Below are 20,738 nucleotides of genomic sequence, written 5' to 3'. Positions count from 1 at the left end.
AGGGAATGGGATTACTTATGTCTAAATACGAAACGGTCATCGGCTTGGAAGTTCACGTAGAGCTTCATACCAACTCCAAAATCTTTTGCGGATGCTCCACTGAATTTGGAGCCCCACCTAACACTCATACCTGTCCTGTCTGCTTGGGTCACCCCGGCGTATTGCCAGTGCTCAACAAACAAGCGGTAGAATACGCTATGAAAGCAGCGATGGCGCTGAATTGCACCATTGGTGATGTTAGCAAATTCGACCGCAAGAACTATTTTTACCCGGATTCACCAAAAGCTTATCAGATTTCACAATTTGATCAGCCTATCGGCCTGAACGGTTGGATCGACATTGAAGTTAACGGAGAGACCAAACGGATCGGCATTACTCGTCTTCATTTGGAAGAGGATGCAGGTAAGCTTACGCACGTAGATGGCGGTTTTGCCTCGCTAGTCGATTTTAACCGGGTGGGAACACCGCTTATCGAAATCGTATCCGAACCTGATCTGCGCTCCCCTGAGGAAGCTCGTGCTTATCTGGAGAAAATCCGTGCGATTATGCAGTATTGTGACGTATCCGATGTCAAGATGGAAGAAGGATCGATGCGCTGTGACGCGAACATCAGTCTACGCCCAGAAGGACAAGAGGAATTCGGCATTAGAGCAGAGCTTAAGAACATGAACTCCTTCCGCGGTGTATTGCGTGGACTGGAGTATGAACAATATCGTCAGGCTGAGATCCTGGATGATGGTGGAGTTGTTGTGCAGGAGACTCGCCGCTGGGATGAAGCACAAGGGAAAACATTATCGATGCGCGGGAAAGAAGAAGCGCATGATTATCGTTACTTCCCGGACCCGGACTTGATCGTTCTGCATATTGATGATGCTTGGAAAGAATCCATTCGTTCAACGATTCCAGAACTTCCGGATGCTCGGAAAGCACGTTATAGCGAGGAACTGGGCCTGACAGCTTATGATGCAGGCGTCATTACATCCTCTAAATTGTTAGCGGACTTTTTCGAAGGGTGTCTTGCCTATACGCAGGATGCCAAGGCTGTAGCTAACTGGATTATGGGTGACTTGCTTGCCTATTTGAATGGTAATAATCTGGAGTTGTCGCAGGTACAAATTACACCACAAGGGTTAGGCGAGATGATCGGGCTGATTGCAGCCGGAACCATCAGCAGCAAAATCGCTAAAACAGTATTTAAAGAAATGCTAGAGAGCGGTAAACTGCCAGCTGTTATCGTTGAGGAAAAAGGTCTAGTGCAGATCAGCGATGAAGGTGCCATTAAAGGGATAGTGGAAGCAGTCGTAGCCGCCAATCCGCAATCAGTGGAAGATTATAAAGCGGGTAAACAGAAAGCAATCGGCTTCCTGGTCGGACAAGTCATGAAAGAAAGTAAAGGTAAGGCGAATCCGGGTCTTGCTAATAAACTTCTCATCGAGGTATTGAGCAGCTAAACGCTTGTCGTCTGTAAAAGGACGCCAGCGGCGTTTATAATTGGGGTAATATACTTATGTAATAAGCTAAGGGCTTGTCGGCAACGGCAGGCCCTTAGCGGCATATAAGGGGACTGGTTAGGATGAATACAATTAACAAGCTAAATCTGCAGGATGAAAGCACCGTTAATGAATTATGGAGTCTTCAGCATAAGGCCTATAGACTGGAAGCTGAACTTATAGGCTTTCGTGAAATACCACCTCTGATGGAGACGAGAGAAATGCTCAGCAGCTCTAAAGAGGGTTTTTATGGCTGCTTCGATAAAGATGAGGAACTAATGGGTGCTGTTGCTGTAGAGGAAGAATCTCCTGGAAAATTGACGATTACACGAATGATGGTGGGGCCGGACTTTTTTCGTAGAGGTATCGCTAGCCATCTTTTGGAATATGTATTTGAGCATTTTGCAGGGATGGAGCAATTCATTGTGTCGACAGGCAAAAAGAATACACCTGCCGTTTCGTTGTACAGTAAACATGGTTTTCTGCCTACCGGTGTGGAGGAAGTCGCTCCAGGAGTTGAATTGATTGAATTTCATCGGAGTGGTTCTCTTTGAAAAAAGATATTCATAGACAACTATTTACGAAAGGAGGAGTCCAAAATGAAACATGACTCTGCAATGCTCCCAGAGCAGGAAGAACTGCAAGGTTCTGTTGATATAGAGACTAAGGAAAATGAGATACAGAAGAGGATTATTCCTCCGCGTCCGAAGCGGCGCCACCGCAAACGTAAATTTATTGCTGGACTGCTGGCAGCACTCATCCCTGGGACGGGGCATTTGTATTTTGGGCTTCTCCGAAAAGGGATCACCTTCATCTTTCTAATTCTTTTGGATATCTCAGCTTTATTGTATTTCTCATCCATCGGGATGCAGATCAATGTTCCACTGCTTATTTTACTTGCGCTCATTATTCCAGTGATCTATTTTTATAACGTGTATGACGTATTGCAATCAGCGGACAGGCTTCTTCGCTTCCCAGAGGATCATGATCTTGCTATTTCTGTGACCAAAGCAAACGAGGCTCCTAAACGTCGTAGTATCGTCAGCGAGCCTGGGATATCCTTTGGACTCTTATTGCTCTTAGGGGGCGCCCTGCTTATTCTGTTCCGGCAGAAACCAACATGGCTCCAGTTCTTTATTGAACATTATGCCGAAATGGCCGTGTCTGTCATTTTAGTATGCGGTGGCTTATTTATAGGAGCTAGAGAAATTGCCAGAGCAGTTGTGCAGCGTAAAGACAATGAACCTCGCAAGCGGCGCGTGGGAAGATATACGGCTTCTGTATTACTGATAGCTATTTCTGTTCCTTTGTTTTTGGATTGGAGAGAGGGAACTGACTATATGCTTCTGCTCTTGAAGTGGTGGCCAGTCATCCCGGTGTTATGGGGGATTGAGTTCCTGCTGATGTTTATCTTCTCTAACCGTTCAGCCAAGGGAACCAGAATCAGATTGGATTTACGTGGGCTTTTATCTGCTATATTGCTAGCTGCGAGTGTATTTATTGTTGCAGAGCAAGAACATTATTTATATCTATGGAAAAATGTCAGTCTAAACCTGACGGCAGCAGCAGTGGACTATGGTGAGGCTAAAGGCAGCAAATATCAGAAAGCCCCGCTAATTGTTCCGGTGGAATTAAATACAGCCAAAATATCTATTGATAGTATTAATGGTGATATTTTATTACACCGTGCTCCAGTGGATGATATTCAAATTACAACGACAGTTTGGGTAGATCAGTTGGATGGGCCGATGGCTGAAGCTATATCAGAACAGTCCTTTGTGGACGTTGTTGAAGGGCCCAACATAAAAATCACCTCGAATAGCAAGGCCTATGGAGAATCCGGTAAACGCCAGCCACGCATGGATTTAGACATTTACTTGCCGGAGGATCGCCGCTTTAACCTCGATGTTCGCACTATGAATGGCGGGATCACGTTGCAGAATGTAGAAGCCATTGAAGACATTTCTCTGGAAACGGGGAATGGAGAGCTGATCCTTCATCGTATCTTTGGTAATGTTAAGGGAAAAACACTGAATGGAGCTGTCCGTGCCAGATCTGTTCAAGGCAGCGTTGATTTAACAACGAGCGGAGGCAATATGAATGCTTGGGATGTTACCGGTGCTTTGAAATTATCGACGGCTGTCGGCAATATTAGTGCGATCGGAAATAGCAATGATATCGATATTACTACCAAAAACGGTAATTTAGAGGTGGATGGAGCCAAATCCAAGCTACATGCCGAATCTCTAAATGGTACCATTGATGTTCGCTCTTCTGATGTCGCTGGAGATTGGGACATTTATAGCGCAGTTGGTGACATTCAATTGTATTTACCGATGTTAAGCAACTATACAGTGAATGGTTCCAGTGGATATGGTGATATTACTTCAGATTTGCCTGAACTTACAATTGATAAGAAAAAAGTATCAGGTGAAGTGGGAACCGGCGAGTTCAAGCTTCATGTTGAAGGAAATAGCAATCTAAATGTTAGGAAATATTGAAAAAAGTAATTTTTCTTATATAATAATAAATATAATGTATAGACTTCGTTGACAATATTGAAAAATCGGTCTTACAATCTTAAGAAGTATTTCTTTTATTTTTAAATTCAAAAGGCGGTGACAGTAATGGGGAGTGGAGTACAACATGCACTGGAACAATTAAAGACAACAGGTGTCCGTATAACGCCCCAGCGTCATGCGATTCTTACGTATTTGATGGAAGCAATGAATCATCCTACAGCTGACGATATATACCGGGCGCTAGAGCCGAAATTTCCGAGCATGAGCGTAGCAACTGTATATAATAATCTCAAGATGTTTATGGAAGCCGGCATGGTTCGCGAGTTGACCTACGGGGATAGTTCCAGTCGTTTTGATGCCAATGTATCTGATCATTATCATGTCATCTGTCAGCTATGCGGTAAGATTGAAGATTTTAGTTATCCTTCGCTTCATGATGTAGAGATACATGCAGAGCAGGAAACGGGCTTCAAAATTACGGGTTTGCGTATGGAATTGCATGGAGTTTGCAAATGTTGCAGAGAGAAGCAACAATAAGACAGAATACTACTGTACTTAAGGGCGTATAGCCAAGCTACACAATAAACGTGTGAAATCCGAAAGCGGAGGACTCACGTTTTTATTTTTTTCAAAATAACAAAATATAGTGAAAATGACTAACTTATACTGGTTATCCGGAACCAAGTGGATGTTATAATCGTATTGTTAGACTTAACTTAAAATCATCTAATATTTGGAGGATATATTTTGGACAGAAGATATAGACAGAAACGCGTCAAAAAGCGCGGAGGTCTTTTCCGACGCTTTTTTGGACTTTTGCTCATTGCGGCAGCAGCTTATTGGGTTGTGTTTTTTGTATTGCCAAATCGCCAGCACATCGATCCAGACTGGAAAGGCCTAGAACATCCTATCTTCGTAAAAGGAGAGCTAACAGGATATTCCGCCTCAGGGACCGGTGATAGCATGCTTTTACCTCTACCATTACTGCAGGAACATGTGGACTCATCTATTCGTTATGAAGAAAAGACTAAATCGGTCATCCTATCAACGGAAAGTGAACTTCTATATATGCAAGAGGATAAAACCGATGCTAGTCTGAACAATCGTCCGCTGCAGCTGCGGCTGGCACCTGAAGTTAAGGAAAAGATAACTTATCTTCCTGCGGATGTTTTAGAAGACCTGTATGGGTTTGAGATTCAAGAGGATACGACTACCGGGGCTGTGCTGTTAATGACAGCAGGGGAGACTGTACCGCTGGGGAAAGTGAAAGGTGAAGCAGGTGATAAGACAGTCGCTCTTCGCAGCGAAGCGTCGATTCACGCACCCATCGTGGCCGATATGTCCCCAGGTGCCATCGTGAGTATTTGGAATAAGGAAAATGAGGACTGGCTGTATGTGCAGTTAAGCAGCGGTTATGCGGGTTATGCCAAGGCCAGTGATATTATCTCAGACGGTCAAAAGACAGTGGAACCCAAAAGCACCACTCCCTCACGGGCAGAACGAAGCTGGAAAGGGAAGTCAGTGAATTTGTATTGGGAAGCTGTTTATCAACGCAAACCTGACCCAAGTACATTCGGTGAGCTTCCGGGCGTTAACGTGGCTAGCCCGACTTGGTTCAGTATCATAGATGGTGACGGGAATGTGCGCAGTCAGGCTGATAGTGCGTATGTGCAGTGGGCCCATGAGCGCGGTTTGGAAGTATGGGGGCTGCTCAGCAATAGCTTTGAACCAGACATAACCACTGAGGCATTGTCGAGTTATGAGAAGCGGATGAACGCGATCGTACAGATCCTCGAGTATTCAGATTTATACAAGCTGGATGGAATTAATATTGACTTTGAGAATGTATATACGAAAGACGGGGAGAATGTTACACAATTTATGCGAGAGCTAAAACCTATGGCTCAAGCCAAAAACTTAATCGTCTCCATAGACGTAACCCCTAAATCTAACAGTGAGATGTGGTCAGCATTCCTTGATCGTAGAGCTCTTAATTCAGTAGTTGATTATCTTATTGTTATGGCTTATGACGAGCATTGGGCTGCTAGTCCTGTAGCGGGCTCTGTTGCGTCTCTGCCGTGGGTAGAAAGCTCGTTAAGCCGGATCATAGAGGAAGACGATGTGCCGCCTGAGAAGCTGATTCTAGGGATTCCACTGTATACTAGAATCTGGACTGAGACCCAGGTGGATGGCAAGACCAAAGTAAGCTCTAAATCGGTTAGTATGAATGCCGTTGAAAAAATTATTAAAGAGAAGAAGCTGACCCCAACCTTTGATAAGGCAGCAGGGCAGAATTACGTTGAGTATAAGGAGGATGGCGCTCTTAAAAAAATATGGATCGAAGACAAAGTTTCTTTAAAAGCTAGAGTTGAGCTTGCTAAGTCTTTAGGGCTTGGTGGCATCGGTTCATGGAATCGCAGCTTTAGTAATCCGTCTGCGTGGGAGGCATTACAAGGGATTCATAAGTAATTATTATTTCATTCATAATAAACAAAGGGGCTCCCAATATAGGGGCCCCTTTGTTGTATTAAGCAAATGTTTGATTGCATTATAAATCGCTAGTAATAAGCTTCTGTAAGATGTGTTTTATTGATTAAGCTGCTGACTCTTAAGTTGTTCCGCAGTAATATTGGCCTCAGCTGGATCCATAGTAAGGATGGTATGGCAGAACATACAGCGGTCTGTTTTGCCCAGCATTTTGGTCAGCTTGTGACATTCAGGGCATTCCAGTTGGACTGCGCTAGTTGACAGCATCCCAGCCCAGAAATAGATTGCAAGACTTGCCATCATTGAGATTAAACCGATTACAAGACCGATTCCAGCGAATACTTTTCCAGTTGAGCCCCAAAACACGATGCCCGCTGTACCCAAAACCATAAGTCCCATTCCGAGCATTGTGAGCAGTAATCCCCATGTGCGAAAAGCGTTGATCTTAGCCGTTTTAAACTTCATGAGTGTTTGCTCCTAACTAAATATAGTTGGGTTGTCCAGAAGGAACTGTCTTTCATATGTAGAATAATAATTATAACTGAATTATAACTGACTGGACGCAAAATCGCCAAATTTAATGGAGGGAAGCATGGAATTGTCCAATGTAACTTTGTTGAGTGGAGAAACGTTTGATGAGAATGTTTTAGGAGCGGTCGTTTTGCGGCAGAATGGGGATATTCCGTTTCAAAGCGCACTTCTTCAAGATTTTGATATGGTAGTGTTAGTATTGCATGAAGAACAGGATAGAGAGCATATTGTTCGCCATACCATTGCCGGTGACCAACGGACCCAGTCAGTCCATATCGGCCTTTTTGCTTTGGAGCAGGCTGTTATGGCAGGGGATAATAACGAACTTCTTATCAGTTTGATGAGGGGGGAAGTGATCTGGGACCCCAAGGGAATACTCGAGGAAATGCGCCGCGAGATATTACAATTTGAAGGACCGATTAAGGAACGGGTCGCATTTATGGAGTTTGCTCGCTTTTTGCATATGTATGTGAAATCCAAGCGCTATATAGAGGCTGGCTTTATTATGGATGCTTACAACTGTGTATTGATAGCTTTATATCATTGGGCAAGAATAGAAGTGAGTGAAGTGGGTGCTTTCCCCGAGCCGGCTATTTGGGAGCAGGTTAAAAGTATGAATACCTCCGTTCATAAACTTTATGAGGAGTTAACGGTCAGTACTGAGACCTTAGAGCAACGTGTGGAGCTTGTGCTTCTTGCATGTGAATTTGGGATTATGTCCAAAATGACGGACTGTTGTCTATTGCTCTTTAATATTTTGAATAGCCGTAAGGAAGCATGGAGCATTAAAGAATTACTGCAGCATTCAGGTCTGAGTCAATTAGAGTCTGAACTACCCCTTGTTTTACGAAAGCTGGTTTCTCGTTCGCTAATCCGAGAGATTACATCTTGGGCTGATGTTCACGAGGGAGAAGGGCATGCGATCCGCTATACATTATAGAGATGAATTAGATACAGCAGAAGATGATTAATTATAGAGAGATGAGCAAGGATAGGGAGAGGCTGAGCACTCTCTTTTTGTTTGTTTACTAATATGAAACGCTCATATTTATTCGGAAAAATTAATGGTTGACTCTTTCCTTGTTCATGTGTTAAATTATAACTCGTCCCTCTGACACAGAGATGTGCTTTCGAAAACATTCGAAAGACAACCAAAAAAAGAAATTAAAAAAAAGGTTGACTAAAACGAGGACGCTGTGATATATTATAAAGGTCGCTGCTGAACAACACATCGACGAAATAAACAGCTTGATCTTTGAAAACTGAACAACGAGTGAGTAGGAAATCACGTAAGTGAAATCCAAAATTAGAGAATTAATTTTCTCGTCAGATGTTTCAAAATGAGCATATCGCTCTTTTCAATACTAATTGGAGAGTTTGATCCTGGCTCAGGACGAACGCTGGCGGCGTGCCTAATACATGCAAGTCGAGCGGAGTCATTTTGAAAGCTTGCTTTCAAAATGACTTAGCGGCGGACGGGTGAGTAACACGTAGGCAACCTGCCCTTCAGACTGGGATAACTACCGGAAACGGTAGCTAATACCGGATAATTTCTTTTTTCTCCTGAGAGAAGAATGAAAGACGGAGCAATCTGTCACTGAGGGATGGGCCTGCGGCGCATTAGCTAGTTGGTGGGGTAACGGCCCACCAAGGCGACGATGCGTAGCCGACCTGAGAGGGTGAACGGCCACACTGGGACTGAGACACGGCCCAGACTCCTACGGGAGGCAGCAGTAGGGAATCTTCCGCAATGGGCGAAAGCCTGACGGAGCAACGCCGCGTGAGTGATGAAGGTTTTCGGATCGTAAAGCTCTGTTGCCAGGGAAGAACGTCCGGTAGAGTAACTGCTACCGGAGTGACGGTACCTGAGAAGAAAGCCCCGGCTAACTACGTGCCAGCAGCCGCGGTAATACGTAGGGGGCAAGCGTTGTCCGGAATTATTGGGCGTAAAGCGCGCGCAGGCGGCTATTTAAGTCTGGTGTTTAAACCTTGGGCTCAACCTGAGGTCGCACTGGAAACTGGGTGGCTTGAGTACAGAAGAGGAAAGTGGAATTCCACGTGTAGCGGTGAAATGCGTAGATATGTGGAGGAACACCAGTGGCGAAGGCGACTTTCTGGGCTGTAACTGACGCTGAGGCGCGAAAGCGTGGGGAGCAAACAGGATTAGATACCCTGGTAGTCCACGCCGTAAACGATGAGTGCTAGGTGTTAGGGGTTTCGATACCCTTGGTGCCGAAGTTAACACAGTAAGCACTCCGCCTGGGGAGTACGGTCGCAAGACTGAAACTCAAAGGAATTGACGGGGACCCGCACAAGCAGTGGAGTATGTGGTTTAATTCGAAGCAACGCGAAGAACCTTACCAGGTCTTGACATCCCTCTGAATCCACTAGAGATAGTGGCGGCCTTCGGGACAGAGGAGACAGGTGGTGCATGGTTGTCGTCAGCTCGTGTCGTGAGATGTTGGGTTAAGTCCCGCAACGAGCGCAACCCTTAACTTTAGTTGCCAGCAAGTAATGTTGGGCACTCTAGAGTGACTGCCGGTGACAAACCGGAGGAAGGTGGGGATGACGTCAAATCATCATGCCCCTTATGACCTGGGCTACACACGTACTACAATGGCCGGTACAACGGGAAGCGAAGCCGCGAGGTGGAGCCAATCCCATCAAAGCCGGTCTCAGTTCGGATTGCAGGCTGCAACTCGCCTGCATGAAGTCGGAATTGCTAGTAATCGCGGATCAGCATGCCGCGGTGAATACGTTCCCGGGTCTTGTACACACCGCCCGTCACACCACGAGAGTTTACAACACCCGAAGTCGGTGGGGTAACCCGCAAGGGAGCCAGCCGCCGAAGGTGGGGTAGATGATTGGGGTGAAGTCGTAACAAGGTAGCCGTATCGGAAGGTGCGGCTGGATCACCTCCTTTCTATGGAGAATCGTTCTCTGCAATGAGAACATTCAAATCGGAAGCTCAGCTTCCAAAACTCAGGTTTAGGCCTGTTACTCACTCGTTGCTCAGTTTTGAGAGTTTAAGCTCTCAAGTAAGACTTGATCCTTGAAAACTGGATACCGAAACGAATTTGCGTTTTAGAACATCTTTTAGCAACTTGTGTAAACAAGTAAATGTTATTAGTGAGATGATTCCAAAGAGAATGTCATCGTATGATATTTTCCTGCGGAAAAATCAAGGTTAAGCTAATAAGAGCACACGGAGGATGCCTAGGCGCCAGGAGCCGACGAAGGACGTGGCGAACAACGAAACTGCCTCGGGGAGCTGTAAGCAAGCTTTGATCCGGGGGTGTCCGAATGGGGAAACCCAGCTGTGGTAATTCGCAGTTACTCATTTCTGAATACATAGGAAATGTAGAGGCAGACCAGGGGAACTGAAACATCTAAGTACCCTGAGGAAGAGAAAACAATAGTGATTCCGTCAGTAGCGGCGAGCGAACGCGGAACAGCCTAAACCTAAGAGCTTGCTCTTAGGGGTTGTGGGACGTCTCACATGGAGTTACAAAGGAATATGGTAGGCGAAGAGGTCTGGAAAGGCCCGCGATAGAGGTAAAAGCCCTGTAACCTAAACTGTATTCTCTCCGAGACGGATCCCGAGTAGTGCGGGGCACGTGAAACCCCGTATGAATCCAGCAGGACCATCTGCTAAGGCTAAATACTACCTGGCGACCGATAGTGAAACAGTACCGTGAGGGAAAGGTGAAAAGCACCCCGGAAGGGGAGTGAAATAGAACCTGAAACCGTGTGCTTACAAAAAGTCAGAGCCCTATTAATGGGTGATGGCGTGCCTTTTGTAGAATGAACCGGCGAGTTACGTTTAACATGCAAGGTTAAGCCGAGAAGGTGGAGCCGCAGCGAAAGCGAGTCTGAATAGGGCGAATTAGTATGTGGACGTAGACCCGAAACCGTGTGATCTACCCCTGTCCAGGGTGAAGGTGCGGTAACACGCACTGGAGGCCCGAACCCACGTACGTTGAAAAGTGCGGGGATGAGGTGGGGGTAGCGGAGAAATTCCAATCGAACTCGGAGATAGCTGGTTCTCCCCGAAATAGCTTTAGGGCTAGCCTCGGTATAAGAGTAGTGGAGGTAGAGCACTGATTGGGTGCGGGGTCCGCAAGGATTACCAAGCTCAGTCAAACTCCGAATGCCATATACTTATTGCCGGGAGTCAGACAGTGAGTGCTAAGATCCATTGTCAAAAGGGAAACAGCCCAGACCATCAGCTAAGGTCCCCAAGTGTGTGTTAAGTGGGAAAGGATGTGGAGTTGCACAGACAACCAGGATGTTGGCTTAGAAGCAGCCACCATTGAAAGAGTGCGTAATAGCTCACTGGTCGAGTGACTCTGCGCCGAAAATGTAACGGGGCTAAACACACCACCGAAGCTATGGCTAGATACGTATGTATCTGGGGTAGGGGAGCGTTGTGTAGGGGTTGAAGGTGTACTGAAAAGAGCGCTGGACACTACACAAGTGAGAATGCCGGTATGAGTAACGAAAAGATCAGTGAGAATCTGATCCGCCGAAAGCCCAAGGTTTCCTGAGGAAGGCTCGTCCGCTCAGGGTAAGTCGGGACCTAAGGCGAGGCCGAAAGGCGTAGTCGAAGGACAACAGTTTGAAATTACTGTACCACCGTAATCCGCTATGAGCGATGGGGTGACGCAGGAGGGTAGTGACGCGGACTGATGGATGTCCGTCTAAGCAGTGAGGCTGATGTGTAGGCAAATCCGCACATCGTTAAGGCTGGGCTGTGATGGGGAGCGAAAATTGTAGTAGCGAAGGTCATGATCTCACACTGCCAAGAAAAGCCTCTAGCCAGGAGAAGGTGCCCGTACCGCAAACCGACACAGGTAGGCGAGAAGAGAATTCTAAGGCGCGCGGAAGAACTCTCGTTAAGGAACTCGGCAAAATGACCCCGTAACTTCGGGAGAAGGGGTGCCCCGGTAGTGTGAATAGCACGAGGGGGCCGCAGTGAAAAGGCCCAAGCGACTGTTTAGCAAAAACACAGGTCTGTGCGAAGCCGCAAGGCGAAGTATACGGGCTGACGCCTGCCCGGTGCTGGAAGGTTAAGGGGAGTGGTTAGGGGTAACCCGAAGCTATGAACCGAAGCCCCAGTAAACGGCGGCCGTAACTATAACGGTCCTAAGGTAGCGAAATTCCTTGTCAGGTAAATTCTGACCCGCACGAATGGCGTAACGACTTGGGCGCTGTCTCAACGAGAGATCCGGTGAAATTTTAATACCTGTGAAGATGCAGGTTACCCGCGACAAGACGGAAAGACCCCATGGAGCTTTACTGCAGCTTGATATTGAATTTGGGTACGATCTGTACAGGATAGGTGGGAGCCGTAGAAATCGGAGCGCAAGCTTCGGTGGAGGCGCCGTTGGGATACCACCCTGATCGTATCTAGGTTCTAACCTAGTGCCCTTACCGGGTACGGGGACCGTGTCAGGCGGGCAGTTTGACTGGGGCGGTCGCCTCCTAAAGAGTAACGGAGGCGTTCCAAGGTTCCCTCAGAATGGTTGGAAATCATTCGCAGAGTGCAAAGGCATAAGGGAGCTTGACTGCGAGACCTACAAGTCGAGCAGGGACGAAAGTCGGACTTAGTGATCCGGTGGTACCGCATGGAAGGGCCATCGCTCAACGGATAAAAGCTACCCTGGGGATAACAGGCTTATCTCCCCCAAGAGTCCACATCGACGGGGAGGTTTGGCACCTCGATGTCGGCTCATCGCATCCTGGGGCTGAAGTAGGTCCCAAGGGTTGGGCTGTTCGCCCATTAAAGCGGTACGCGAGCTGGGTTCAGAACGTCGTGAGACAGTTCGGTCCCTATCTGTCGTGGGCGCAGGAAATTTGAGAGGAGCTGTCCTTAGTACGAGAGGACCGGGATGGACGTACCGCTGGTGCACCAGTTGTTCCGCCAGGAGCATGGCTGGGTAGCTACGTACGGACGGGATAAGCGCTGAAAGCATCTAAGCGTGAAGCCCCCCTCAAGATGAGATTTCCCAATTAGTAAGACCCCTTGAAGACGACGAGGTAGATAGGTTGGAGGTGGAAGTGCAGCAATGCATGGAGCTGACCAATACTAATCGGTCGAGGGCTTATCCTATATGTAGAATGCAGATTCGTTTCGGATTCAGTTTTCAGGCATCAAGCCTGGTATGAATATTCCCTGATAGCTCAGTTGGTAGAGCACTCGACTGTTAATCGAGTTGTCACAGGTTCGAGTCCTGTTCGGGGAGCCATATGGAGAGGTGTCCGAGTTTGGCCGAAGGAGCACGATTGGAAATCGTGTAGGCGCCACAAGCGTCTCGAGGGTTCGAATCCCTCTCTCTCCGCCACAAATTTTTAATTAGTATGGCCCGTTGGTCAAGGGGTTAAGACACCTCCCTTTCACGGAGGTAACATGGGTTCGAATCCCATACGGGTCACCAAATTTTCACTTGATTTATCCTAGTGGACTTTGGTACAATAACAATTGTTGTTTATGGAGGCTTAGCTCAGCTGGGAGAGCATCTGCCTTACAAGCAGAGGGTCGGGGGTTCGATCCCCTCAGCCTCCACCATAACACTTTCTTACTGACGCGGGGTGGAGCAGCCCGGTAGCTCGTCGGGCTCATAACCCGAAGGCCGCAGGTTCAAATCCTGCCCCCGCAACCAATTAACTTAAGCAATTATATCTTTTGGAACCGTGGTGTAGTTGGCCTAACATGCCTGCCTGTCACGCAGGAGATCGCGGGTTCGAATCCCGTCGGTTCCGCCATTTTCATCATGGCTCGGTAGCTCAGTCGGTAGAGCAGAGGACTGAAAATCCTCGTGTCGGCGGTTCGATTCCGTCCCGAGCCACCATTTATCATCACAAAAGAATGAGTGCCATGCCGGTGTAGCTCAATTGGTAGAGCAACTGACTTGTAATCAGTAGGTTGGGGGTTCAAGTCCTCTCGCCGGCACCATCCTTGGAGGATTAGCGAAGTGGCCAAACGCATCAGACTGTAAATCTGCTCACGTGAGTGTTCGGTGGTTCGAATCCATCATCCTCCACCAGTTTTTAGGGGCATAGTTTAAAGGTAGAACAACGGTCTCCAAAACCGTTGGTGTGGGTTCAATTCCTGCTGCCCCTGCCAAGTTCTTTCTAAAGTTTAATATGGCGGCCGTGGCGAAGGGGTTAACGCACCGGATTGTGGTTCCGGCATTCGTGGGTTCGAGACCCATCGGCCGCCCCATTTACTTTAAAATGAATAATGGCAACAATATCAACTTAATATGGCGACTGTGGCGAAGGGGTTAACGCACCGGATTGTGGTTCCGGCATTCGTGGGTTCGAGACCCATCAGTCGCCCCATTTTACTTTAAAATGTTATTGGGGATTAGCCAAGCGGTAAGGCAACGGACTTTGACTCCGTCACTCATAGGTTCGAATCCTATATCCCCAGCCATTTTATGCGGACGTGGCTCAGCGGTAGAGCATCGCCTTGCCAAGGCGAGGGTCGCGGGTTCGATTCCCGTCGTCCGCTCCAAGTTTTCATGGCGCCATAGCCAAGTGGTAAGGCAAAGCTCTGCAAAAGCTTTATCCCCAGTTCAAATCTGGGTGGCGCCTCCATTTAGTTCATATGTGCCGGCGTGGCGGAATGGCAGACGCGCTCGACTCAAAATCGAGTGGGAAACCGTGGAGGTTCGAGTCCTCTCGCCGGTATCTTAAAAAGGTTTGTAAGAATGCTTTTATAAGCAATCTTACAAACCTTTTTTCTTTATGTCCTTGGGTTTACAGCAGTAAGCCGTTGAATAGAGAGTTTCTCTATTTCAACGGCTTTTTTTAATCTGATTAGTGATTAACCTGATTGATTATTAATGCGGAATGCTCGCGGGGTATGACCTATTTCTCGTTTGAACATATTGCAGAATTGGGCATCGTTCACAAAACCTGCAGCAGCAGATACTTCAGAGATTTGCATCTGAGTATGACGTAATAGAGACTTTGCATAATCCAGGCGTTTTAACAGCAAATACCGCAGGGGTGAAGACCCGAAACGTTCTTTAAATAGATGGCGAAAACGATCGTAACTATATCCGGACATTTCTGATAGTGTTTCGACGGACAATTTATGGCGATAATGCTCATTCATATAATTAAGGACATATTGTACTCGATCTTCTGTTGGGGATTGATATCCAGAGGCACTAAGAAGCCTCATAAGATGGACGGTAATCTCGCTCATTTGTAGGTTTAGAAGCTCAGAGAATCCGTCTTGCTTGCGTGTAAACTCTGCTTTCATTCGCAGCAGGATTTGAAGAACGGTCTGATCTTTATCATCTTCATATACGCCGAGCAGATTACTCATATTAGGGTGTTCTGAGTGGAAGCCTACAAATAATACATTTGCATCCTCACGGTGGTGCTCGTCATGTTTATGATTGGGTGGCACAAGCGCGAAAGAAGAGGAGCGAAAATGGTAACTTCGTGGGCCAACATTGGTTGTCCCTACCCCCTGTAAATAATAGACTAGTTCGTAGCATTCATGCTGGTGTGGAGGGATATAAGTATTTAGCTCATGTGTGGCACTTACAATATATAGAACACGATCCATGATGATCCTCCAATACTTATGTTTTAGCCGAATCGTACAAAACAATGACCGAAATCATATAATTATTTTTAATAATATTTGTTATGATCGTATCAATAAATCCGAAAGTTCGCAACCTGACTGGCCATCTCGTTCGGAAATAAAGCGGATTATTAATAATAATGGTATTTTTATTGCTATTTTTGAGCCTAAACGTTAAATTTATTACTTTTAATGATACTTTATTTGGAAAAAAGAGAATTTCCATTTGAACCGTGAATTATACAATGGGTGAAGATGGGATTCTGCGGATTACTAACCAACTAAAATTAGGGGTGGAATAGAGTAATGAATAAAAAAGTTCTTTCTTTGTTGTTATTAATGGTGATGGTTCTGGTCACAGCATGTGGGAATAACACGTCCAATAACGGTTCTTCTGCGAATACTGGATCAAACGCTGCTGAGGGTGGAGAAACAGGTGCAGGGGATAAACTCAAGGTTGTATTGCTGATTCCGGGGACACTTGGGGATAAATCATTTTTTGATTCCGCTAATAACGGCTTGCAAAAGGTTAAGGATGAACTTGGTGCAGAAACAAAGGTTGTTGAAATGGGCGTTGATAAAACGAAATGGGAGCCTACATTTAACGATATCGCTTCCGAGGATTGGGATGTAATTATTTCTGGCGGTTCTGAAATTACAGAGATGTTTAATGCAACGGCAGAATTGTATCCAGACAAAAAATTCATTAATTATGATACCGACATCGATGAAGCACCAGATAACATGTACAACATGTCTTATGCGACAAATGAAGTATCTTTCTTGGCAGGTGCAGTAGCAGCATTAGCTACACAATCGGATATGCCGAATGCTACCCCTGAGAATGTGATTGGGTTTGTGGGCGGTATGGATATTCCGGGGATTAATGCTTTCTTGGTCGGTTACATTCAAGGTGCCCAGTACGTTGATCCTGATGTAAAAGTGGCTGTGTCGTACGCTGGTGATTTTGTTAACCCGGCAAAAGGTAAGGAGCTGTCTCTAATTCAATATAACTCCGGTGTAGATGTTATTTTTAACGTGGCTGGGGGTACAGGTCTTGGGATCTTTGACGCAGCTAAAGAGAAGAAAAAATATGCAATCGGTGTAGACTCCGATCAGGCAATGTTGATTAACGATACGGATAGTGAAAAAGCAAATCTAATCGTTACTTCATCTATTAAAAAGATTGATACGGCTATTCTAGGTGCAGTGAAGAGATTGCAAGAGGGTACGCTAGAAATGGGCAAACGTGATGTATTGAGCTTTGTAGATGATGGTGTAGGTATTGCTGAGAATGATATTTATAAAAATGTATTCCCGGCTGATCTTCAGGCCAAGGTTGAAGAAGTGAAGCAAAAGCTGATCAATAAAGAAATTAAAGTGGATAATGCGATGGGGATGGAAACCGCAGAGGTAGAAACTATTCGTAACGCAGTTAAGCCTTAAGCTTTATATCTTAAGATCAGCTCTATAGAGATAAACCTACAGTTGGAGATTCTTCTAGTCAGGGGAATTCCAGCTGTATATTTTTGCAGACCTCCAAGTTGAAAGGCGTTGAGACCTATGTACACAGCTCTGCTGGAAATGCGGGGAATTACCAAGGTATATCCCAATGGCGTCGTTGCAAATAAAGACGTGCATTTTTCTTTACGTGAGGGAGAAATACATGCGATTGCAGGTGAGAACGGTGCAGGTAAATCGACTTTAATGAAGATTATGTTCGGCATGGAAGAGCCAAGTGAAGGCGAGATCTATATCAAGGGTGAAAAAGTAAAGCTGCAATCCGCTCAGGACGCCATTGATAGAGGCATCGGCATGGTCCACCAGCATTTCATGTTGGTACCTTCTTTTACGGTGGCAGAGAATATGGTGCTGGGTATGGAGCCGCGCAGAGGAGTTGGCATTAATTATGCCGAGGCTGTGCGCATGACGGAAGAGACCGCAAGGAAATACAATCTGGCCGTGGATCCAAAGGCAAAAGTAGAGGATCTTACAGTTGGGATGAAGCAAAAGGTTGAGATTCTTAAGGCGCTGCTGCGTGGTGCTAAAATTCTGGTGCTTGATGAGCCAACTGCGGTGTTGACTCCACAGGAAACAGAGGAATTGTTCCGCGAGCTTAAGCAATTAAGGGAACAGGGCCATACGATAGTTTTTATTTCGCACAAATTAAAGGAAGTCAAAGCGATTTGCGACAGAATTACGATTATGCGCAGCGGCCGTAGTGAAGGTGTTTTTCAAACACAGGATGTGACAGAACAGGAAATCTCGCGGTTAATGGTCGGCAGAGATGTCGTGCTGAAATATGACAAAGAGATTCTGGCTGTTAGTGAGCCAGTACTAACGGTGCAGGGACTCGGTGTGAATGATGCAGATGGCAAAGCATTATTGTCGGATATCAATTTTGCGGTACGTGGTGGGCAGATCGTTGGGATTGCTGGTGTAGAAGGCAACGGGCAGACACAGCTCATTGAAGCTCTTACAGGTAGCTTGAGAGGTGTCTCAAGTCAGGGTTCTGTACTAGTGAAGGGAAAGGATATCCGTGAATCGGATATTTTGGATATTCGTAAGCTAGGCGTTTCCTATATACCGGAGGATCGGATGCGGCAAGGGATCGCTAGTGAAGCAAGCATAGCTGATAATCTGCTATCTACTCAGTATCGTACAAAAGCAATGAATAAAGGTCTTTTTTTGAATGGCTCACGAATTGCCAAGCTAGCAGTATCCCTTGTAGAGGAATTTAAAGTCCGCTGTTCAGGACCTTCTCAGCCCATAGGAATGTTGTCAGGCGGTAATATGCAGAAGGTGGTCGTAGCTAGAGAGTGTTCGACTGAACCGCAGCTGCTTATTGCAGAACAGCCGACACGGGGTGTGGATATAGGCGCAGCCCAGTTCATACATCAAAAGTTGTTGGAATTACGTTCAGACGATTGCGCGATTTTGCTAGTGTCGGCAGATTTGAATGAGATCTTGGAGATCAGCGATAGTCTGTTAGTAATGTACGAGGGTAAGATTGTTGCCTTTTTTGAGGAGCCATCTAAGGTTAGTGAGGAAGAATTAGGTCTTTATATGCTGGGGATTCATCGACAGGACGAGGAGCACATCGGGAGGGCCGTAAATCATGTTTAAAGTTAAATATTTTGAGTACATTCGGACATCGGCGGTAATCGTTATTGCACTCGCTATTGCCTTTCTGATCATCTCCTTGGTCAGTAATCAGCCTGTGAAGACGATTGGTATATTCCTATTAGAGCCGTTATCCAGTAAAGGTCATATTGGTAATGTGATTGAGATGGCGATTCCGCTCATGTTCACTGGGTTGGCAGTATCCTTGTTGTTTCGAGCCAATATGTTCAACCTGGGAGCTGAAGGGATTTTCTATTTCTCCGGTGTTGTAACTTCCGTATTGGCTATTCATTTAACGTTGGACGGCTGGCTGCATCCGATGGTAGCTATTGCTGCAGGTTCAATTGTAGGAGCATTGCTCTCGGCAATACCTGGTATTCTGAAGGCAAAATGGAATGCTAATGAGTTGGTTACATCCTTAATGTTCAATAATATTTTGTTCGGAGTAGGGCTATACCTACTGAACTATCATCTGCGTGATGCTAAAGCTTTTGCCAATGTATCCTACAAATTCGAGAAAACGGCACTGCTGAGTAAAATGGTCTCGGGCACCCGTATTCATACCGGTCTTATTATCGTTATAGTGCTTATTATTGCAGCTCATCTATTCCTATACAAAACGAAATGGGGATATGAGCTGCGCATGACAGGCATCAACCGGGACTTTGCCCGTTATTCCGGTATGAAGACAGCCAAGGTTATTATTCTCGTTCACTTGATTGCAGGTTTTATGGCAGGTATGGGGGGCTCCGTAGAAGTGCTGGGGATGTATAACCGTTTCCAATGGACGTCACTGCCTGGTTATGGTTTGGATGGTGCCCTTGTAGCGATGTTAGCCAAAAATAATCCGCTGTCCGTAATCGGCTCTGCATTATTCCTAGCGTACATTCGAATTGGGGCTGACATGATGGCGCGTCTGTCTGATGTACCTTCAGAGATGATCTCAATCATACAGGCAATTATCATTCTTCTGATTTCGGCTGAGCAATTTCTGAAATTCTGGAAAAATCGGATGCTCTTGAAGGAGGCGAAGGAAGCGTGAATAGTTTGTTTGATGTGATTTTTACAACTGACTTTGCGTTCTCTGTCCTTCGCGTGACGACTCCGATTCTGTTTGCCGCGCTCGGCGCACTCATCTCCAACCGTGCAGGGATCATTAACATTGGGATGGAGGGCATCATGCTTGTTGCCGCTTTAGCGGGTGTCATCATAAGCAGCTATACACATAGCGCATGGGTAGGTCTGCTTGGGGCGGTGCTGTCTGGAACATTGATCGCTGGAATATTAGCTTTTTTCACCCTGAAATTCAAAACACATATCATTCTCGGGGGTGTGGCCATTAATATGTTCGCTTCGGGAGGCACTGTGTTTATCCTCTATCTGCTTAGTGGCGACAAGGGTTCTTCCACTTCGCTGGCGAGTAAAGTTCTGCCTAGTGTCCAGATTCCTTTGTTGAAGGATATCCCGGTGCTTGGACCTATTTTATCGGGGCATCACATTCTGACGTATGTTTCTATATTGGCTGTGTTTGTTGTCTACTATCTATTAAACCGTACACCGCTTGGACTGCGCATTCGTTCAGTGGGTGAAAATCCACATGCGGCTCAATCCGTGGGTGTAAGTGTTGTAAAAATACAGTATATGGCTTTGCTGCTTAGCGGATTTTTTGCCGGTTTAGGCGGTGCTTATATGTCGATGGGGTATTTGTCACTGTTTACCCGCGATATGATCGCTGGCCGGGGCTGGATTGCCATTGCCGCTGAGTCGATGGGAAGAAGTACGACCGTAGGCACGGCGCTGACCTCTTTATTATTTGGTACTGCAGATGCATTGTCGAATGCGCTACAGGTGTTGAAGATTCCTGCGGAGCTAATCGCCACTCTTCCTTATGTAGCCACAGTAATTGGACTTGTGATCTACGCAGTATCTGAGACACGAAAAAAGAATAAAAAACTTAAAAGCCCGCTAGTTAAATAG

At 46.2% G+C, this 20,738-nt stretch carries 12 protein-coding genes, 16 tRNA genes and 2 rRNA genes; 28 read left to right on the top strand and 2 right to left on the bottom strand.

The features are described from left to right. The first annotated feature begins 5 nt into the window (after positions 1–5). The 5 genes from gatB (at position 6) to NYE58_RS31190 (ending at position 6,481) form a co-directional block, all read left to right on the top strand. Positions 6–1,451, top strand: a complete 1,446-nt coding sequence (gene gatB / locus NYE58_RS31210; protein ID WP_036680163.1) for an Asp-tRNA(Asn)/Glu-tRNA(Gln) amidotransferase subunit GatB — start codon at positions 6–8, stop codon at positions 1,449–1,451. Between the two features lie 122 nt (positions 1,452–1,573). Further along, entirely contained in the window at positions 1,574–2,044 is a 471-nt protein-coding gene (locus tag NYE58_RS31205; RefSeq protein WP_076146333.1) for a GNAT family N-acetyltransferase, read from the top strand. A 45-nt stretch (positions 2,045–2,089) separates the two neighbouring features. Further along, complete coding sequence (locus NYE58_RS31200; RefSeq protein ID WP_256721880.1) at positions 2,090–3,991, top strand: DUF4097 family beta strand repeat-containing protein; 1,902 nt, start codon at positions 2,090–2,092, stop codon at positions 3,989–3,991. A gap of 126 nt (positions 3,992–4,117) precedes the next feature. Continuing rightward, positions 4,118–4,549: a peroxide-responsive transcriptional repressor PerR gene (perR, locus tag NYE58_RS31195; protein ID WP_036680160.1), complete on the top strand. Its 432-nt coding sequence runs from the start codon at positions 4,118–4,120 to the stop codon at positions 4,547–4,549. Between the two features lie 210 nt (positions 4,550–4,759). Next, entirely contained in the window at positions 4,760–6,481 is a 1,722-nt protein-coding gene (locus NYE58_RS31190) for a glycosyl hydrolase family 18 protein (protein WP_341003847.1), read from the top strand. Positions 6,482–6,598: 117 nt separating this feature from the next. On the opposite strand, the gene NYE58_RS31185 is transcribed toward NYE58_RS31190, so the two are convergent. Then, positions 6,599–6,964 (bottom strand): DUF2614 family zinc ribbon-containing protein, encoded by a 366-nt coding sequence (locus NYE58_RS31185; protein WP_036680151.1) that lies wholly within the window; start codon positions 6,962–6,964, stop codon positions 6,599–6,601. A gap of 127 nt (positions 6,965–7,091) precedes the next feature. Between NYE58_RS31185 and NYE58_RS31180 the strand changes: the two genes are divergently transcribed. The 19 genes from NYE58_RS31180 (at position 7,092) to NYE58_RS31090 (ending at position 14,725) form a co-directional block, all read left to right on the top strand. After that, complete coding sequence (locus NYE58_RS31180) at positions 7,092–7,970, top strand: nucleotidyltransferase-like protein (RefSeq protein WP_076128632.1); 879 nt, start codon at positions 7,092–7,094, stop codon at positions 7,968–7,970. 425 nt (positions 7,971–8,395) lie between these two features. Beyond that, positions 8,396–9,953 (top strand): 16S ribosomal RNA (locus NYE58_RS31175). Between the two features lie 262 nt (positions 9,954–10,215). Then, a 23S ribosomal RNA gene (locus tag NYE58_RS31170) occupies positions 10,216–13,142 on the top strand. Together the 16S and 23S rRNA genes with 16 tRNA genes alongside form the textbook arrangement of a ribosomal RNA operon. Positions 13,143–13,202: 60 nt before the next feature. Further along, positions 13,203–13,278, top strand: a tRNA-Asn gene (locus tag NYE58_RS31165). A 3-nt stretch (positions 13,279–13,281) separates the two neighbouring features. Beyond that, positions 13,282–13,374: transfer RNA gene (locus NYE58_RS31160), tRNA-Ser, on the top strand. An 18-nt stretch (positions 13,375–13,392) separates the two neighbouring features. Further along, positions 13,393–13,467: transfer RNA gene (locus NYE58_RS31155), tRNA-Glu, on the top strand. 55 nt (positions 13,468–13,522) lie between these two features. Next, a tRNA-Val gene (locus tag NYE58_RS31150) sits at positions 13,523–13,598 on the top strand. 17 nt (positions 13,599–13,615) lie between these two features. Beyond that, positions 13,616–13,692: transfer RNA gene (locus NYE58_RS31145), tRNA-Met, on the top strand. 25 nt (positions 13,693–13,717) lie between these two features. Continuing rightward, positions 13,718–13,795 (top strand) — tRNA-Asp (locus tag NYE58_RS31140). 10 nt (positions 13,796–13,805) lie between these two features. Next, positions 13,806–13,881, top strand: a tRNA-Phe gene (locus NYE58_RS31135). A 28-nt stretch (positions 13,882–13,909) separates the two neighbouring features. Then, positions 13,910–13,985 (top strand) — tRNA-Thr (locus NYE58_RS31130). Positions 13,986–13,990: 5 nt separating this feature from the next. Further along, a tRNA-Tyr gene (locus tag NYE58_RS31125) sits at positions 13,991–14,076 on the top strand. A gap of 6 nt (positions 14,077–14,082) precedes the next feature. Then, positions 14,083–14,156: transfer RNA gene (locus NYE58_RS31120), tRNA-Trp, on the top strand. 23 nt (positions 14,157–14,179) lie between these two features. Further along, positions 14,180–14,255, top strand: a tRNA-His gene (locus tag NYE58_RS31115). Between the two features lie 43 nt (positions 14,256–14,298). After that, positions 14,299–14,374: transfer RNA gene (locus tag NYE58_RS31110), tRNA-His, on the top strand. A 19-nt stretch (positions 14,375–14,393) separates the two neighbouring features. Continuing rightward, positions 14,394–14,468: transfer RNA gene (locus tag NYE58_RS31105), tRNA-Gln, on the top strand. 6 nt (positions 14,469–14,474) lie between these two features. Next, positions 14,475–14,549, top strand: a tRNA-Gly gene (locus tag NYE58_RS31100). A 9-nt stretch (positions 14,550–14,558) separates the two neighbouring features. After that, positions 14,559–14,632, top strand: a tRNA-Cys gene (locus NYE58_RS31095). 14 nt (positions 14,633–14,646) lie between these two features. Further along, positions 14,647–14,725: transfer RNA gene (locus NYE58_RS31090), tRNA-Leu, on the top strand. A gap of 136 nt (positions 14,726–14,861) precedes the next feature. On the opposite strand, the gene NYE58_RS31085 is transcribed toward NYE58_RS31090, so the two are convergent. Then, positions 14,862–15,617 (bottom strand): AraC family transcriptional regulator, encoded by a 756-nt coding sequence (locus tag NYE58_RS31085; protein ID WP_076220078.1) that lies wholly within the window; start codon positions 15,615–15,617, stop codon positions 14,862–14,864. Between the two features lie 327 nt (positions 15,618–15,944). Here NYE58_RS31085 and NYE58_RS31080 point away from each other — a divergent pair, with 327 nt between their 5' ends. From NYE58_RS31080 to NYE58_RS31065, 4 genes are all read left to right on the top strand, one after another. Beyond that, entirely contained in the window at positions 15,945–17,084 is a 1,140-nt protein-coding gene (locus tag NYE58_RS31080; protein ID WP_341003846.1) for a BMP family ABC transporter substrate-binding protein, read from the top strand. Positions 17,085–17,201: 117 nt separating this feature from the next. Next, the gene (locus tag NYE58_RS31075) at positions 17,202–18,764 is read left to right on the top strand and encodes an ABC transporter ATP-binding protein (protein ID WP_076130297.1); all 1,563 of its coding nucleotides are present in this window, start codon (positions 17,202–17,204) and stop codon (positions 18,762–18,764) included. Continuing rightward, positions 18,757–19,803, top strand: coding sequence for an ABC transporter permease (locus tag NYE58_RS31070; protein WP_341003845.1), 1,047 nt, complete (start codon positions 18,757–18,759; stop codon positions 19,801–19,803). The genes NYE58_RS31075 and NYE58_RS31070 overlap by 8 nt, the downstream gene beginning before the upstream one ends. Next, positions 19,800–20,738 carry an ABC transporter permease gene (locus NYE58_RS31065; protein ID WP_036685567.1) on the top strand — a complete coding sequence of 313 codons (939 nt, stop codon included), beginning with the start codon at positions 19,800–19,802 and terminating at the stop codon, positions 20,736–20,738. Before NYE58_RS31070 ends, NYE58_RS31065 begins: the two co-directional genes overlap by 4 nt.

The sequence above is a fragment of the Paenibacillus sp. FSL L8-0708 genome, assembly GCF_038009325.1.
In the GTDB taxonomy this organism is placed as follows: domain Bacteria; phylum Bacillota; class Bacilli; order Paenibacillales; family Paenibacillaceae; genus Paenibacillus_AQ; species Paenibacillus_AQ odorifer.
Note: the sequence above shows the minus strand (reverse complement) of the source record. Positions and strands in the feature narration are given on the sequence as shown.

Excerpts from the sequence above, each read along its gene's own strand:
- gatB (WP_036680163.1), top strand. The coding sequence starts at position 6 with ATGGGATTACTTATGTCTAAATACGAAACGGTCATCGGCTTGGAAGTT.
- NYE58_RS31205 (WP_076146333.1), top strand. The coding sequence starts at position 1,574 with ATGAATACAATTAACAAGCTAAATCTGCAGGATGAAAGCACCGTTAAT.
- NYE58_RS31200 (WP_256721880.1), top strand. The coding sequence starts at position 2,090 with ATGAAACATGACTCTGCAATGCTCCCAGAGCAGGAAGAACTGCAAGGT.
- perR (WP_036680160.1), top strand. The coding sequence starts at position 4,118 with ATGGGGAGTGGAGTACAACATGCACTGGAACAATTAAAGACAACAGGT.
- NYE58_RS31185 (WP_036680151.1), bottom strand. The coding sequence starts at position 6,964 with ATGAAGTTTAAAACGGCTAAGATCAACGCTTTTCGCACATGGGGATTA.
- NYE58_RS31180 (WP_076128632.1), top strand. The coding sequence starts at position 7,092 with ATGGAATTGTCCAATGTAACTTTGTTGAGTGGAGAAACGTTTGATGAG.
- NYE58_RS31085 (WP_076220078.1), bottom strand. The coding sequence starts at position 15,617 with ATGGATCGTGTTCTATATATTGTAAGTGCCACACATGAGCTAAATACT.
- NYE58_RS31080 (WP_341003846.1), top strand. The coding sequence starts at position 15,945 with ATGAATAAAAAAGTTCTTTCTTTGTTGTTATTAATGGTGATGGTTCTG.
- NYE58_RS31075 (WP_076130297.1), top strand. The coding sequence starts at position 17,202 with ATGTACACAGCTCTGCTGGAAATGCGGGGAATTACCAAGGTATATCCC.
- NYE58_RS31070 (WP_341003845.1), top strand. The coding sequence starts at position 18,757 with ATGTTTAAAGTTAAATATTTTGAGTACATTCGGACATCGGCGGTAATC.